General features: G+C 45.7%; 16 protein-coding genes and 1 riboswitch. All 16 genes read right to left on the bottom strand.

From position 1 onward, the window contains the following. Window positions 1-43: 43 nt before the first annotated feature. Window positions 44-910: a shikimate dehydrogenase gene (locus tag EV210_RS17970; RefSeq protein WP_243650623.1), complete on the bottom strand. Its 867-nt coding sequence runs from the start codon at window positions 908-910 to the stop codon at window positions 44-46. Next, a complete protein-coding gene (locus tag EV210_RS17965; protein ID WP_132082748.1) occupies window positions 907-1,683 on the bottom strand; it encodes a carbon-nitrogen family hydrolase in 777 nt (258 codons plus the stop codon). The genes EV210_RS17970 and EV210_RS17965 overlap by 4 nt, the downstream gene beginning before the upstream one ends. Further along, the gene (locus EV210_RS17960; protein WP_243650622.1) at window positions 1,680-2,195 is read right to left on the bottom strand and encodes a YqeG family HAD IIIA-type phosphatase; all 516 of its coding nucleotides are present in this window, start codon (window positions 2,193-2,195) and stop codon (window positions 1,680-1,682) included. The genes EV210_RS17965 and EV210_RS17960 overlap by 4 nt, the downstream gene beginning before the upstream one ends. Before the next feature lie 236 nt (window positions 2,196-2,431). Further along, the gene (locus EV210_RS17955; RefSeq protein ID WP_132082746.1) at window positions 2,432-3,193 is read right to left on the bottom strand and encodes a GNAT family N-acetyltransferase; all 762 of its coding nucleotides are present in this window, start codon (window positions 3,191-3,193) and stop codon (window positions 2,432-2,434) included. 376 nt (window positions 3,194-3,569) lie between these two features. After that, window positions 3,570-4,274 carry an RNA polymerase sporulation sigma factor SigK gene (sigK, locus tag EV210_RS17950; protein WP_243650631.1) on the bottom strand — a complete coding sequence of 235 codons (705 nt, stop codon included), beginning with the start codon at window positions 4,272-4,274 and terminating at the stop codon, window positions 3,570-3,572. 222 nt (window positions 4,275-4,496) lie between these two features. Then, on the bottom strand, window positions 4,497-5,072 hold the full coding sequence (gene yyaC / locus EV210_RS17945; protein WP_132082744.1) for a spore protease YyaC: 576 nt from the start codon (window positions 5,070-5,072) through the stop codon (window positions 4,497-4,499). Window positions 5,073-5,190: 118 nt separating this feature from the next. After that, complete coding sequence (locus tag EV210_RS17940) at window positions 5,191-5,763, bottom strand: HD domain-containing protein (protein ID WP_132082743.1); 573 nt, start codon at window positions 5,761-5,763, stop codon at window positions 5,191-5,193. A 42-nt stretch (window positions 5,764-5,805) separates the two neighbouring features. Further along, complete coding sequence (locus tag EV210_RS17935; protein WP_132082742.1) at window positions 5,806-7,509, bottom strand: ABC transporter ATP-binding protein; 1,704 nt, start codon at window positions 7,507-7,509, stop codon at window positions 5,806-5,808. A gap of 71 nt (window positions 7,510-7,580) precedes the next feature. Beyond that, a complete protein-coding gene (locus EV210_RS17930; protein ID WP_376746816.1) occupies window positions 7,581-8,243 on the bottom strand; it encodes a C40 family peptidase in 663 nt (220 codons plus the stop codon). Window positions 8,244-8,248: 5 nt separating this feature from the next. Continuing rightward, window positions 8,249-8,378, bottom strand: a riboswitch (cyclic di-AMP (ydaO/yuaA leader). A 66-nt stretch (window positions 8,379-8,444) separates the two neighbouring features. Further along, entirely contained in the window at window positions 8,445-9,401 is a 957-nt protein-coding gene (locus tag EV210_RS17925) for a glycosyltransferase family 2 protein (RefSeq protein ID WP_243650621.1), read from the bottom strand. 160 nt (window positions 9,402-9,561) lie between these two features. Beyond that, complete coding sequence (aroH, locus tag EV210_RS17920; RefSeq protein ID WP_132082740.1) at window positions 9,562-9,924, bottom strand: chorismate mutase; 363 nt, start codon at window positions 9,922-9,924, stop codon at window positions 9,562-9,564. 76 nt (window positions 9,925-10,000) lie between these two features. Further along, window positions 10,001-10,303 carry a hypothetical protein gene (locus EV210_RS17915; protein ID WP_132082739.1) on the bottom strand — a complete coding sequence of 101 codons (303 nt, stop codon included), beginning with the start codon at window positions 10,301-10,303 and terminating at the stop codon, window positions 10,001-10,003. A gap of 110 nt (window positions 10,304-10,413) precedes the next feature. Further along, complete coding sequence (gene nrfD, locus EV210_RS17910; RefSeq protein WP_132082738.1) at window positions 10,414-11,568, bottom strand: NrfD/PsrC family molybdoenzyme membrane anchor subunit; 1,155 nt, start codon at window positions 11,566-11,568, stop codon at window positions 10,414-10,416. An 11-nt stretch (window positions 11,569-11,579) separates the two neighbouring features. Then, entirely contained in the window at window positions 11,580-12,389 is an 810-nt protein-coding gene (locus tag EV210_RS17905) for a 4Fe-4S dicluster domain-containing protein (protein WP_132082737.1), read from the bottom strand. Next, window positions 12,382-13,965, bottom strand: coding sequence for a [FeFe] hydrogenase, group A (locus EV210_RS17900; protein ID WP_132082736.1), 1,584 nt, complete (start codon window positions 13,963-13,965; stop codon window positions 12,382-12,384). The genes EV210_RS17905 and EV210_RS17900 overlap by 8 nt, the downstream gene beginning before the upstream one ends. A gap of 238 nt (window positions 13,966-14,203) precedes the next feature. Next, window positions 14,204-15,187, bottom strand: coding sequence for a putative heme d1 biosynthesis radical SAM protein NirJ2 (gene nirJ2 / locus EV210_RS17895; protein WP_132082735.1), 984 nt, complete (start codon window positions 15,185-15,187; stop codon window positions 14,204-14,206). Between the last annotated feature and the right edge of the window lie 23 nt (window positions 15,188-15,210).

Below are 15,210 nucleotides of genomic sequence, written 5' to 3'. Positions count from 1 at the left end.
ATTAAAAAGATTCCTGCTAAAAATAGCAAGAATCTACAAAAATTCAACAATTTTCCTGTTGTTCTTTTAGCTGCTGCAATAAATTTCCGGCCATTACATCATAAGGGGCGGCAGTTTTTGTCCAAATTTGAAAGGCTAAGGCTCCCTGCCCTGCCAGCATCCCTTCTCCTGTAACAACCCGGTGCCCTCGCTCTTTTGCCTGCTGCAAAAAGCGGGTCATAAGCGGATTATAAATCAAATCACAAACGATCGTTCGAGAAGCAAGCACAGGCCAGTTGACGGGCGGTATTTTTTCTACGGCAGGTGCCATTCCTAGTGGTGTAGCATTAATTAATAAATCACACTCTGCTAACCTGCGGCTTAACACCTCCGATTGCCAGTCGATACCTGTGACGGCAGAGCTGCCATAGTGCCCGGCCAAACGATTTGCCTTATCACCGGAACGAGCAGCTATGGTCACAGAAGCTGCCCCGGCAGATAATAACGCCGCAACTACTGCGCGGGCAGCGCCGCCTGCTCCCATCAATACAACCTTGGCAGCTTTTATACCAATTCCCTGTTCTTCCAGCGAACGGATAAAGCCCTGGCCGTCCGTATTATAACCGACAAGCCTGCCTTGAACATTGACAATGGTATTAACGGCTCCGATCTTTTGTGCGTCCTCATCAATCTCATCCAAATACTGCATAACGGCAACCTTATGCGGAATGGTAACATTGGCCCCTGCCAGGTTTAGAGCACGAATAGCGTCTACTGCCTTCGCCAAATGCTCAGGCTGGACAGGAAAGGGTACATACGTATAATTCAGCCCAGCTTCCCGAAAGGCGGCATTGTGCATGGCCGGGGACATGGAGTGCTCTACCGGCCATCCCAGTAATCCTACCACTTTGGTTGTACCGCGGACCTTCACCTGTACAGCTCCGGCCGGCGGTCCGGCCATACCGACATTGACTTGCGTACCTGCTCCACCACATCAATATCGATCTCACCATAAATAATCGCTTCCGTCTCAGTCCCCTCAGCAATAATATCTCCAGTGGGGGAAATAATCATCGAATGGCCATAAAAAACATTGTCCCGATGCTGGCCTACGCAATTTACAGCACAGATGTAAATTTGATTTTCAATCGCTCTTGCCTGCAGCAGGGTGCGCCAGTGGCTGCCGCGGGAAGCAGGCCACTCAGCGGGGACAAAAATAATCGTCGCCCCGTCTTGTGTCGTCGCGCGGTACAATTCAGGAAAGCGTAAATCATAGCAAATTGTCAAGCCTGCAGTCGTCTGCTGCAATGGAAACGTACACCGCTTATTGCCTGGGGCAAAAAAACGCTGTTCACCCATTAAGTTGAAAAGATGTACTTTCTGATAATCACCGACAATTTCACCTGCCGGATTGATCACAAATGCCCCATTATAAATTTGTCCGTCCTTCCGGTATGGCAGCGATCCGGTAATAATGGTTGCCTGAGCGTCTACGGCTATCTGCTGCAGGGCGGTAATCGTAGGGCCTGCTTGATCCTCAGCCCACTGGTCGATGTTTTTTAAAGCATAGCCAACGGTCCATATCTCAGGTAAAACAATAACTTCAGCCTTTTGGGCGGCCTCCCTGGCCATCGCTAACCCACGGTCTCTATTACCGGCTACGTCACCGGCAGTTACTTGCATCTGAATCAGTGCAACTTTCATTTCATCAACCCCTTTTCTTTTAAAATCCGGATCACGATATTCTCCAGTTTACGGTGAACACGGGTACCAATAAACTCATGACTGGTTAATGGTTTCACCCAAATAGTATACATTCCCATTCTGTTGCCACCGAGTACATCGGTAAATAACTGATCGCCTACGACAGCCGTATCCTCTGCCTGCAAGCCCATGGCAGCAAGAGCCTGATGAAATCCTCGTTTAGCTGGTTTATAAGCCCGGGAAACAAAAGGAAGATTAAACCGGTCTGCTATCAGCTTGACCCGCTTATTCCAATTATTCGAGACGATAACCACTTTAAATTCCTGTACGACTAATTCATGCAGCCAGCTTGTTATTTTCGGACACATATCAGCACTATCCCAGGGAACGATCGTATTATCAAGGTCAAAGATTATCCCTTTGATGCCTTGCTGCCGCAGCTGGTTAAGATCAATATCAAATAAGGATGTAACACATAGGCGGGGATTAAACAACGTGTACAAGGCAGACACCTCCAGGTAATCCTTGGGGAAAATTATAGCATGAAGAACACAAAAACACAAAAAAGACTGTCAATTTGACAGTCGCTTTACTGCATTCGTACTGCTAATCTTTGGACTATTCAAGCATACGGGCAAATACCGAAAATACATCATGACTTTGCCCGTAAGAGAACATGCTGTGTATTGTCTCCCAAATCCTTATATTACATACCATCGTCTGTGCTGAAGGGGTAATGTCACGAATTTCATTTTTTCAGTATTCGTTTTAAATAGTTTACATCTAACAGCAAATTCACCGTCTCAAAAGTCCCTTTATAAAACACACCCCAGTTATTGAAAACACACGGCAATTCCTTTGCTTGTTGCAGCGTATCTACTTGAATTAAAGCTACTGGAATATCATTTACGTCACAATACTGTTTTATCATTGCAATATTTTGATTGACATAGGGGCATTGCATATCATAATAAATTGTTAGCTCTTTGCTTGCAATCTTTGGGGCTTTAGCATTTTGTGCAAATTTTGGTTTTGTCCCATCAAGAGAAAGTGCGAGCAACTCATATCCATTATCGGTAAGATCAACGACCTCAAAGCCGAACGTTTTCGCAAAAGCCTGGTCAGTAAGCCACGATTTTTGTTTTTTTGATCCGAGCATACAAATACCGGATTTACCTTTTTCTTTAGCATCAGCTAAACAATACTCCATTAGTGACTTGCCATATCCTTTTCCTTTGTAACTGCCAGCAACCCATAAGCAATACAGATAATAATAATTGTCACCAGTGATAGGAACCCAAGCGGTTTCAAGCGGAGCATATTCAATAAAAACCGTAGCCTTTGCATTTAACTTTCTAAAAATATGACCTTCATTTATTCGGTCAGAAAGCCATTGTCGCTTAGCCTCAACACCCGGATGGAGCGTTTTACTGCGAATAATACAACATAAATGCTCCTTGGCGAGGTTTTCGGTAGTTAAGTTGATAAAATCAGTACTTACTTTCTCCATTCTAACCCCTCCCGATCGTTCGTTCCAAGCTCCCGTTGTCATTCATACTGTTCGCAAACTCAAGGAAATTATCTTTTGCCGCTTCGTACAACCTTCCCGCTATACGGGTCACGCGTCCGTTGGTACATCATCTCTAGAGCGATTCTTTAACTATACGCTTTCTTCATATAATTCGATTTTCCTGTAAAGCTTGTACCTATTGGGGGGATATGAAGTGAAAAAGCCGGCTGACCTTCCCAGGGAAGTCAGTCGACTTTTCATCAGCCTGTGCAATTATATTTTCTCCCTAAGCAAAAAAATCTCCTTGGGAGACAGCTATCATTAATTTTGTTACCTTATTGACAAAGACTGTCAAATTGACAGTCTCCTTACTGTATCAATACTGGCAGTCTTTAGGCGCCAGACTTTTCCCCAGCTTACTAATAGCCCGCTTTTCTATTCTTGACACATATGATCTGGATATTCCGAGCATCCGGGCAATATCTCGCTGCGTTCTCCGACTGCCGTCAGGCATGCCAAAACGCATTTCAAGCACCCAGCGTTCCCTTCCGCTGAGTCTGTGTATTTCTTTCGTCAAGCGTTCCTGCTCACATTGGTTTTCCACTGCTTCAGCCACTACATCCGGAGCAGTACCGAGCACATCAATCAAGGTGATCTCATTTCCTTCTTTATCCACTCCGATCGGATCATATAAACTGACTTCTGACCGGGTACGGCGTGTGCTGCGCAAATGCATGAGAATTTCATTTTCAATGCAGCGAGCCGCATAGGTAGCAAGACGGATTTTTTTGCTTTGATCAAAGGTATTAATCGCTTTAATGAGCCCGATAGTACCTATTGAAATCAAATCATCAACATCTTCACCAGTATTATCAAATTTCTTGACAATGTGAGCCACTAACCGCAGATTTCGCTCAATGAGCACATTACGTGCCTTCTCTTCACCATTCTTCAACCTTTCCAGGTGCTGCTGCTCTTCTTTCTCCGACAAAGGTAACGGAAATGTATTGTTCGTAATATAAGAGACCAGTAATGCAACACCTTTGATAATAGAAGTTGCTAAAACAGCAAAAAATGACACCAAGCTGTTCACCTCCAGTGAGTCTGTTCTTCATTGTATGGAGGGGATTAGCAGTTTGTGCCTGTCACAATAATAAAGTTCAGTGGATTTTCCTGGAAGGATTCTGTTATAATTTGCACAGGCGGTGATAAAATGGATCAATACATTGGTGACATGGGTGTTATTTTTGCTGCGATATTAGTAACTCTTTATGTTCTTTGGGACCGGTTGTTTCCGGAATGATCAGCGAATAGCCGTCACAGGCTGACTAATGTTCGTCAGCGCACCTTGCAGAGCACTGCCGATTACTTTGCTGAGTTTCATCACAGTAGCTAATGGAGTGCTTTGCAAATCAAGGTAACCAATTTTTCCACCAGCATTTACAACTCCAATGATGGAAATATGGCCAACGCAAGGCAGACGGTTTCCTACAGCAATTCCGGCTTCCAGCCCACCTTCCCAGACCTCAATATTGCCAATCTCATTTGTTTTGCCAAGGCAGGCATCAACGGCAATAATCAAGGGATGATGGTACTGGCGTGTAATAAGATGAATGGTTTCTACCAGGTTTCCGGCGTGGATAGGATGATCCAAACTGCCGTACACCAGGCAGTCCGTATTCTCCAGCAAATGAGATCCGATCAGCGGTCCTAATGCATCGCCGGTGTAACGATCAGAGCCGATACACAGCACCACCAGGGGGCGCATCCGGTAGCCTTCCTGACTCTCCAGCAGTGTTAAGAGATAATTCTGCACCTTGTCACGAGCATTAGTATCAGTAAGGCTGGTTGTCAGTTTACTGCCTGTTATTTTCCCCATTATACCTCTCCTCTGCAATGATCTTATTAAATCTATGCACAGAGCGAAGTAATTATTTGTTTAACTGCCGCAAAAAAACAGTCTGCGCGAATTGCGCAGACTGTTTTGCATTCCCAGCTTAACCGATTAAAGGAAGCTCTTGGTATTCAGGCTTTTTTACGGCTTCTGCCAGGGCTTTAATAACAAATTCGATATGTTCTTTCATGTCAATTCCCATAGCCTCAGCACTGGAAGTCAGCGTCTCCCTGTTTACAGCACGGGCAAAGGCTTTGTCTTTCATTTTCTTAACCACTGACTTTACTTCCAGATTGTCCAGACTCTTGTCAGGCCGTACTAATGCACAGGCAATAACAAAACCGGTCATTTCATCAACAGCCAACAGTGTTTTCTGCAGCATGGTCCGTTCCCCAGACCAATCCCGGGCATGAGATTGAACATCGGCGATAAACTGTTCGTCATAGCCATGAGCACTGAGGATTTCTTGGGCATGCTCAGGATGTTCTTCCGGATATTTTTCAAAATCAATGTCATGCAGCAAGCCGACTGTTCCCCAGTAAGCCTCTTCACCTGCAAATTTTACGGCATACGCCCGCATAGCAATCTCCACAGCCAGACAATGCTTTAACAATACTTCGCTTGTTACATGCTGCCGCAGGATCTGCCAAACCTCCTGCCGGTTCGTGTTGTTCATCCTAAATCCCCCTTACTTGCACTTTCTATTATAACAATATTGCTATGCCTCCTGAGCCATTTGCGCATACCGGCCGCCTCGCATCATCAACTCTTTATGAGTACCGCATTCGACAATACGGCCATCAGCCAGAAAAATCACTTTATCGGATTCGCTGAGAGTGGACAGCCGGTGGGTAATCATAAACGTTGTCCGTCCGGCACTTGCCTGCCGGATGGCACTAAGCACCAGTTTTTCCGACTGACTGTCCAAAGCGGCAGTAGGCTCATCCAGCAGCAGCAACGGCGGGTTGGAAAGCACCGCCCGGGCAATAGCAATACGTTGTCTTTGTCCGCCGGATAATAAGTGGCCCAGTTCACCGACAGGCGATAAATACTGCAACGGCAATTCCATAATAAATTCATGCGCGTTTGCCAGACGGGCTGCTTGCTCGGCTTCCTCCCGCGTTGCTTCCGGCTTGCCGTAACGAATATTATCCAGAATGGTCATATTGAACAGGATCGGTTCCTGCTGAATAAAACCAAACTGCTTACGCAGGTTTGCTGTCTTTAGTGCTTTTATATTCACACCATCGAGATAAATTGCGCCTTTATCAAGATCATAAAAACGAAGCAGCAAGTTTGCAAACGAGGATTTTCCTGCACCACTGGGTCCAACAATGGCCACTAATTCCCCCGGTTGAGCACTGAGCGATATATCCTTTAAAATTCCGGTTTCCGGAACGTAACTGAAAGAAACATCTTTAAATTCGATCTTTCCGGTAACCTGCAGCAATTCTTCAGAGCCTTCCTTCACCTGATGAGGATAACGACTAAATTGCTCAATCCTTTTCCAGGCCACAGTACCCAGTTTCAGCTTGGCAGCCGCCTCACTGATTTTGCGTACCGGTGTTGGCAAATTAATGATGTACACCAGAAATGCAAACATGCCGCCAATCGTGAGGTCGCCGGTAATGACCTCCCGTCCGCCATACCAGATAATGATTGTCAAGCCAATAGCAGCAAGGAATTCAACCAACGGTATTAAGAAAGCATTTAGGCGCTGAACCTGGAGCAGTTCTTTTGCTGCGCATTTAATATTATTCCTGAACTTTTGGTATTCATAATTTTCCCTGGTATAACTCTGAATAACCGTAATCGAGGTAAGGTATTCTTGCAAACTTTCCGTTACGCGAGCCAGCGCTTCTTCCACAAGTTCACCAATAGCAGCGATTTTTTTGTTGAAAAAACCAATGGACGCTACAATAAAGGGTACTGTCGCAAAAGTAACGAAGGCCAGCTCCCAGTCGAAATAAATCATAATAGCCATAATTGCAGTTAAATTTAAAGACTCTACCAGCAGGTCAGGGATACCAAACGAAAAAGCTTGCTGCAGCAGCCATAGGTCATTAGTAAATAATGAAATCGTTTCACCTGTAGAATTGCTGACAAAAAAAGCAAAATCCTGGTTCTGTAACTTAGCGAACATGTCCTGCCGCAGCCGGGCAACCATTTGATTACCTGCTTTAGCAATCGTATAACCATAAATATAATAAAAAATGCCCCTCACAAGATAAAGGGCTACAATACCTGCAATGATAAAATGCAGTGAATCTAAGTCCTGTGCCATCAAGGCACCATCAATGAGATATTTAATTACAACAGGTGCAGCTAAACCAGCCAAACTCGCAATGATAAAGCAAGAAACTGCAGTCATCACCATGGGCCAATAAGGACAAATAAAGCTGTTCCAATACAGTTTAAGCATAACGGCCTCCGGTAAAACTGAGTAAACAGACAATAAAAATGGGAAGGCCGGTTATGCCTTCCCCAAATTTGCTATAACACCCGGCGGGCTCCGATATACCGAGCGCCCCAGTAACTGCTTTCCATACGGTCAATAGCAACACCGCGGCTGGATGTAGCACTGATGAACTGCCCGTTGCCGAGATAAATTCCGCTGTGCGAAGCACCCGGCGCATATGTAGAGAAGAAAACTAAATCCCCCGGCTGCAAGCGGTTATACGATACCGATTGTCCGACATCATATTGCTCGTCAGCTGCACGCGGTAATTGTATTCCATAGTTTGCAAATACAAAACGCGTGAATCCGGAACAATCAAATCCATTCGGCGTAGTACCGCCAAATACATACGGAACGCCCATGTACCGGCTAGCGGTTTGAATAAGGCGTCTGACTGTGGTTGACGAAGAGTCGCGGCTTACAGGAATGTCGCGGCCCATTAGCAACCGGAAAGTTTGAGCTCCGACTATACCGTCGTCAGTCAGGCCATGATCTCTCTGAAAGGCCTGTACGGCAAGAGTCGTTTGTTCGCCAAAATCACCATCAGCGCTCACCTGGTACCCAAGAGAGCTTAATTTGGACTGAATCATGGCGATGTCTTGTCCTTCATCCCCCTGCACAAAAGCAGAAGCTGAGGCAAGTGATGCTGCACTAAAGAGCATCAAAAAACAAACCGTCGTTCTGAGAAACTTGTGCAACTGTGTGTACTCCTCTCGACAGCCTCCGAGGTTAGCTGACGGGTTAGGGTTGTAGGCCCCCTACCTGCTAAAAAGCAGGTTTCACCCCTTTGATTGGTTCCCCCGTACCTGAGCTGGATTCGGCTTTTCTCTGCTCGTCTTTATTCCATTCGTCATTAAGTTGCAAATTCCTGCCACTTCAGACAATGTTTTTTACAGAAACTAGGAGAAATCCTGTTTTTTTTTCTCCTCCTCTTGCTGATCAGAATCAGCACGCAGCCAGTACAACGGCCGCTGTTTTACCTCTTCAAAAATCCGGCCCACATACTCACCAATAACTCCCAGCCCTGCCAGCTGCAATCCGCCAAGCAACAGAATACTGGCAGCAATCGTAGCCCATCCCGGTGTAGCCTGCTGAGTAAAGACCTTGATATACAGCACATGAATTGTGAGGATAAAACTCCCCAGTGCACAGAGCACTCCGATATAAAAAGCAATACGCAAAGGCAGCTTGGAATAGGCGGTAATTCCATCTAGCGCGAAATGCAGCATATTCTTCAGCGAGAATTTCGTTTTCCCCGCATAGCGGCGAGGCGCAGTAAATTCCACGAGTGTTTGTCTATAGCCGATAGCGCTGACCATGCCGCGAATAAAACGGGCCCGTTCTCTAAATCGGCGAAAGCTGGCAACCACGGCTTTGTCAAGCAGCCGGAAATCGGAACCGCCCTCATTGATGTGTACATTTGATACACTATTTATTACTTTATAGTATAAACGGGACGTGAGCTTTTTAAACCAGGACACGCCTTCCGTACACGTGCGGATGGTCTGAACAACCTCATACCCCTCTTCCCACTTCGCAATGAGCAGTGGCAGCATAGCTGGCGGATGCTGCATATCACCATCCATCGTGATTACCGCATCCCCGTTGGCGTAATCCAAACCGCAGGTAAGCGCAATTTGGTGTCCAAAATTACGGGCTAGAATTAATGCCCTGACCCGTTTATCGTAATTTGCCAGACGATCAAGAATTAGGGGAGTAGCATCCCGTGATCCATCGTCGACAAAGATTAATTCAAATGGATATTGTAAATCTGCCATACTTTTGCAGACTTCCGTGTAAAAGTTATCAATATTTTCTTCTTCATTAAAAACTGGTACAACAATTGAAATTAACACAAACGCAGCTCCTTTCATGCTTATTTGTCGTTGTAAAAAGCTGACAACTGTCAATACAAACAAACATGAATAACAATATCTATATTATACGGGAAAGCAGGAACCCAATACTTATAAAAACCGGCTTTAGCACACAACCTGCACTTCAGCCGGTCTTTTCCTACTTATGAATTAAATCGGGGCGCAAAACTTGCGCACCATGAAGATAGACATGATGAATATCCTTTTGCATTTTATCCGTATTTAACAGAATTAAGACACGTATGCACATTTGAGGTCCATTAACGACCTCAATTTCCTGAGCGCCAAATAACGGAACTTCACTCCAGCCACTTTCCCGGGCGGCAGCCGCTGGAAAAGCAGCTGTTACATCAGGCGTGGCGCTAAATATAGCTGCTCCGATATCTTCAGGTTCAATTCGATTGGTTTCTATTATCTTTGTTAACAGCTCGGAAGTTCTCTCCAAAATACACACGCGTTCATTCTGCTCAACAGTAGTAGCTCCTCGCACGCCTCGCAGCAAGATAACACCTTCTTTTTTCTGGTATATGGTAGTATTCGCTGCGCAATAAAATAAATCCTACCTCAGATCTTACTTGTTATGGTTTGTTGCAGCGGCACGAACTGCAGCAATGACACTTCCACCAGCCGCAGACAGGACAAACCTCATTTTTTTCATTTAGTTCCACATATTTTCCCCCTGCAAGGTCTTGCCAGCAAAATACGCTTCCATGTGCTTTATACAGAGTAGCAGACTGCGCATCAATCCATAATTTTTGATTAAATACGGTAATCAAAAGCTCATTTTGCCGTGTCTCTTCATTATAGCGGCATTGCTCAACAGGAAACTGCTCTGTTTTTTTTCCAAAACGAATACAGATAAATAAATTCCGTATATTCATCACCCACACCTCCGTTAAAAGTTATGAGGATAGTTTAGGATTTATGAAAAAACAAACCACCGGTAACGGTGATTTGTTTTTTCATAAGCTTATTTTGTCCCTTCAGGCTTTTAATGCAGGGAGTCCGGCACATGCCCGGCCTCTTCCTTATGAGTAAGAATACGGAAATTCTCGGCAATAAAACAATATAACAGGCAGCCAATTGCGGTAAATCCAACACTGGTAACAAACTCCCACATACTTGGAAAGTAGGAGGTTGCTGCCTGCCCGGCAAGTCCGACTAATGATACGTCCACCCGGTTCAGCACTACGCCGGCACTAACGAGAACCCCGTAAACGAACAAACCGCGATGCGTCCGGGTATAAGGGGAAAAGATCAGAATAAGCGGTATGATAATGCCGACTATCATTTCCAGCAGGAATAAATTACCCTCTAAATTTCCCATAAACAGCAGCCCTAAGCTATCCCGGTTCGCTAAATCCCCGATTTTTAGCAAAAGATAGAGCGCCATCATTCCTCCGCCAATCTGACCGAGTCCGCGTAAAACGTCAACGGGTACAGTATGCTGAAAAGCGCGCCCGGCTAGAACAGATTCTACACAGATCATTGCAGGACCAACAAAGAATGACGACATAAAGAAGAATACCGGCAAAAGAGGTGACCACCACAGGGGATGAAGTTTATTTACGGCAATCAGGTATAAGCCGCCCAATGAAGACTGATGCAAAGTGGGAAAGATGATTCCCGTAATCATTAAGACAGGCATAATCTTAACAAAAAAAGTATGCCACTTTACGCCAATCCGTTCGGTAACAATTTCCCCGAATTCTAAGAGCTGAATGGTAGTGTAGCAGGATATACAGATAAAAACCTCAAAAAGCACTGACGAATACCCCCATGATACATAAGGACGCCAAAAGTTAAACCACTGCCCAATATCGACTAGCAGCCCGGCCAGTACCAGCAGATAGCCGATTAAAGAGGTAAGCATGGCGCTTCTTGCAATAGGGAGGTATTGATCCTTATGTAATACATGCACAATAAGGGCGGTAAAGTAACCTCCTCCCGCCAGTGCCACACCAATAAGTACATCAAACGTAATCCATAATCCCCAGGGCCAATCATCATTTAGGTTGGTCACCATACCAAAGCCGGTAATAAAACGTACGAAGATTACGCCAAGTCCAAGTGCGGAGAGAAGCAGCATGACCAACCGAGCAGGAGTAAGTGTAAATTTAAATCCTAGCAGCTCATATGTTTTCATTTGCATCCTCCTCAGCTTTTCAGCGATCGATCGTGTTTTTCTGTTTCAGCTTTTTGCTTTGTTTCTGCGTTTTCCTTTCGACGCTTTGTATACAGGTAAAGTCCGGAAAGAATTGCTCCCCAGCCCACAGCAATAAGCGGAGTATACTGCAAAAAGCCGCCATGAGTATATTCGGGGAGAGCTTTTGTAGTCAGCCCGGTTTTAAAACCCAATTCTTGAAAGGGGATATCAGAAATATACATCCAGGCCGTACCGCCTACTTCCTTTTCCCCATAAATGGTTTTTACGTAGTTTGAATTTTGCTGAATAGTTGTTTTGGCTTCTTGTAAAAGAGCCTGCCTGTCGCCAAATTTCATGACACCGGTTGGACAGACAGCAACGCAGGCTGGAGCTTCTCCCTGAGCAAGTCTTGTTGAACACATCTGGCATTTGGTGACAAGCGGCAAGGCTTTCTCCCATTGGTATTTGGGCACATTGAACGGACAAGCCACCATACAGTACCGGCAGCCCACACACAGATGAGGATAGTAGACAACCGGACCTTCCGGTGTCTTCTGCAAAGCTTTGGAAAAACAGGCGGAAGCACATGCGGGGTGTTCACAGTGCAGGCATTGCTCCTTAACAAAACGCCAAACCGGCTGAGAGGCAGTGGCAGCTTCACAGCGCTTTACAACCGTCCAATTCTCACTGGTAAGCTTTGGCGCATCACCAACAGCAGGCTTTTTTTCATCAAATTTTGTCTCATTCCATAATTTACAGGCAACTGTACAGCTGCCGCAGCCAATACACTTCGTAAGGTCGAGTAAGACGCCTTTAGCCATTTCTTTCGCCTCCTGCCGTACGTTGCACCAATCTTCTCTTAATAGTAAGCTCCCCGCTCCGGTCTGTATAATGGGTGTGGAGTAACTGCTCCGCTTTCTGACTCATCGGATAGTCCAAATAGGTTTGATAGACTTGCTGGATTTCCTCATTTTTATAGCTGAGACGTTTTTTATAGACGTTGCTGTCTAACCGGTAGAGGCTGGCAATACGGGCTTGACGGATCTCATCAGAAGGCGGAAGAGACGTGCGTGGCTGACCGCCTCCGCCGATACAGCCCCCGGGACAGGACATAAATTCGATAAAATGCCAGCGTGTTTTTCCTGCCTTGATTTCATCAAGGATGATACGGGCGTTCTTGAGACCATGACAAACCGCAACATTGATCGCGCCGACTCCCGGTAAGGTGACTTGCGCTTCCTTCACACCGGCAAGGCCTCGCACCGGAGTAAGGTTTAATAAGCTTTCCGGTGGATCCTGCTTGGTAGCCAAATAGTATGCACTGCGAACAGCAGCTTCCATAACGCCGCCAGTTGCACCAAAGATCACTCCCGCTCCCGTACTTTCGCCCATCAGCCGGTCATAAGGCGCATCGGTCAGTTCGTTTAAGTCAATATTTTTCGCTTTCATGAGACGAGCAAGCTCTCTTGTTGTCAGCACAAAGTCGACATCCCTAATCTCCGGTTTACCGTGCAGTTGCCCGGCAGCATTCATCTCCGGCCGGGCACATTCAAATTTTTTAGCTGTACAGGGCATGATAGCAACAGAGATAATTTTAGCGGGATCAATTCCTTTTTCCGCCGCATAATACGTTTTTATTAAAGCTCCGAGCATTTGCTGCGGCGACTTGGCCGTAGAAAGATTTCCGATTAGCTCAGGGTAATAATATTCGCAGAACTTAACCCAGCCCGGACTGCAGGAAGTAAACTGCGGTAGAGGATGCCCCGGCATTCCCTGTACGCGCTTGAGAAGTTCGGTCCCTTCCTCCATAATCGTTAAATCAGCACTATAGTTAGTATCAAAAACAGTATCAAAGCCAAGTTTTTTCAGTGCTGCTACCTGCTTTCCCTCAACCAGGCTTCCCGGAGCCAGGCCAAATTCCTCGCCTAACGCAACACGGGTGGCAGGGGCGGTTTGAACGACAACGTGCAACGCTTTATCCTCAAGGGCTTTACTAACTTTGTCAATATCATCCCGTTCCGTAATCGCAGCAGTTGGACACCACAAACTGCATTGTCCGCAATCTACACAGACAATCTCTTTTTTTATCGGCAATTCATAATAGCCATAAACGGACTGTACTTTTTCGCAAGCTTCCAGGCATTGGCCGCACAGAATGCATTTGCGGTCATCGCGCATGATTGATGGATTGTCCGGATCAATCGGAATACGGCCTTTGACCTGTACCGGCCAACTGGCGGCAACCTGATATTGTTTCGGCATCCAGCCTTTGCCGCCCGCAGGATCACTGCTACAGCCGGCAATGCTTGCAGCAACCCCCAAGGCGCTGCCACTTCCCAGCAGCTTTAAAAAGTTTCTTCGACCGATTACCTTTGTTTTCTCAGCTCCTGTTGTCATTTTGTCCTCCTTTGAACATATGACTGACTTGTCAGGTATCATGAGCTAAATTATAAACTAAATACTGGTAAAAATGCTATAATTTTTAGATATAACAGAATATTTAGTCTATTATATTTTTTAATAACTATTTTATAAAACGGCTGTTTTATTATGTAACAAGACAATTCCTCTTTCCGTAAGCAAAACAGCTTAGGTCTAAGCCTAAGCTGTAACCAGCATTCCATCACCTTATCAGTTAACGTCCGTAAGCACACCAAGGCTCCTCTGCCAAATAATCTCCATCGGCATAGTAATACGCTCTTGCCCGGCAGCCGCCACAAACCTGGTCATAACCACAGTTTGCGCAGCCACCCTTGAGCGGCTGGTGACGCAGGTCATGAAACAGCATGCTTTCCTTCCAGATCATATCAAAATCCGTATTGCGCACATTATCTGCTACAATCGGCAGATAGGGACAGGGCTGTACATCACCATTAGGCAGAATAACACAATAAGCAGTACCGGCCAGGCATCCACGGGTAAAACGCATTTTCATTCCCCGCTGAGTTGCGATGCGCATAAATTGCGGGGCACAAGTAGGCTTGAGTTCAATTGGTACCTGCATCTGCTTATCCAAAATACACTCTAACAATGCTTCATATTGTTCTGTTTTCAAGCTGGTATCCTCTATGTCCTTTCCCCTGCCGGTAGGTACAAGAAAAAAGATGTGATGGGCAATTGCGCCTAGTTCCACAGCCATGTCGGTAATTTTCATAATTTCCTGCTCATTATAGCTAGTTACAGTCGTATGAATCTGAAATGGCAACCCCGCCGCCCGGCATGCTTCAATTCCGCTAAGCGTTTGTTCCCATGCGCCGCTGCAGCCGCGAAAATGATCGTGAGTAGACTGGTCTAAGCTGTCAATGCTGATGCCTGCAACAGCCAGCCCTGCAGTTTTCAGCTTGTTGGCCACCTCAGTAGTAATCAAAGTACCGTTTGTACCGATAACCGGCCGCATGCCTGTATTCCGGGCATGATTAATTAATTCGTAGATATCTGGGCGAAGCAGAGGTTCGCCGCCGCTGAAAATCATAATTCGAAATCCCGCTCGCGCTATTTCGCTCAGTAGTTTTTTTCCTTCAGCGGTGTTGAGTTCATCTGCGCGCTTAGTACCGGCATCACGATAACAGTGAAGGCAATTAATATTACAAGCTTGCGTGGTATTCCAGGAAATAATCATCAGAAAAACTCCTTTTTACGTGA

Origin of the sequence: Anaerospora hongkongensis (assembly GCF_004339805.1) — a bacterium.
GTDB classification, from domain to species: domain Bacteria; phylum Bacillota; class Negativicutes; order Sporomusales; family DSM-15969; genus Anaerospora; species Anaerospora hongkongensis.
This window is presented reverse-complemented; position numbering and strand designations above follow the sequence as displayed.

Excerpts from the sequence above, each read along its gene's own strand:
- EV210_RS17940 (WP_132082743.1), bottom strand. The coding sequence starts at position 5,763 with ATGAACAACACGAACCGGCAGGAGGTTTGGCAGATCCTGCGGCAGCAT.
- EV210_RS17915 (WP_132082739.1), bottom strand. The coding sequence starts at position 10,303 with ATGAATATACGGAATTTATTTATCTGTATTCGTTTTGGAAAAAAAACA.
- EV210_RS17955 (WP_132082746.1), bottom strand. The coding sequence starts at position 3,193 with ATGGAGAAAGTAAGTACTGATTTTATCAACTTAACTACCGAAAACCTC.
- EV210_RS17905 (WP_132082737.1), bottom strand. The coding sequence starts at position 12,389 with ATGGCTAAAGGCGTCTTACTCGACCTTACGAAGTGTATTGGCTGCGGC.
- EV210_RS17935 (WP_132082742.1), bottom strand. The coding sequence starts at position 7,509 with ATGCTTAAACTGTATTGGAACAGCTTTATTTGTCCTTATTGGCCCATG.
- EV210_RS17900 (WP_132082736.1), bottom strand. The coding sequence starts at position 13,965 with ATGACAACAGGAGCTGAGAAAACAAAGGTAATCGGTCGAAGAAACTTT.
- nirJ2 (WP_132082735.1), bottom strand. The coding sequence starts at position 15,187 with ATGATTATTTCCTGGAATACCACGCAAGCTTGTAATATTAATTGCCTT.
- EV210_RS17965 (WP_132082748.1), bottom strand. The coding sequence starts at position 1,683 with ATGAAAGTTGCACTGATTCAGATGCAAGTAACTGCCGGTGACGTAGCC.
- nrfD (WP_132082738.1), bottom strand. The coding sequence starts at position 11,568 with ATGAAAACATATGAGCTGCTAGGATTTAAATTTACACTTACTCCTGCT.
- yyaC (WP_132082744.1), bottom strand. The coding sequence starts at position 5,072 with ATGGGGAAAATAACAGGCAGTAAACTGACAACCAGCCTTACTGATACT.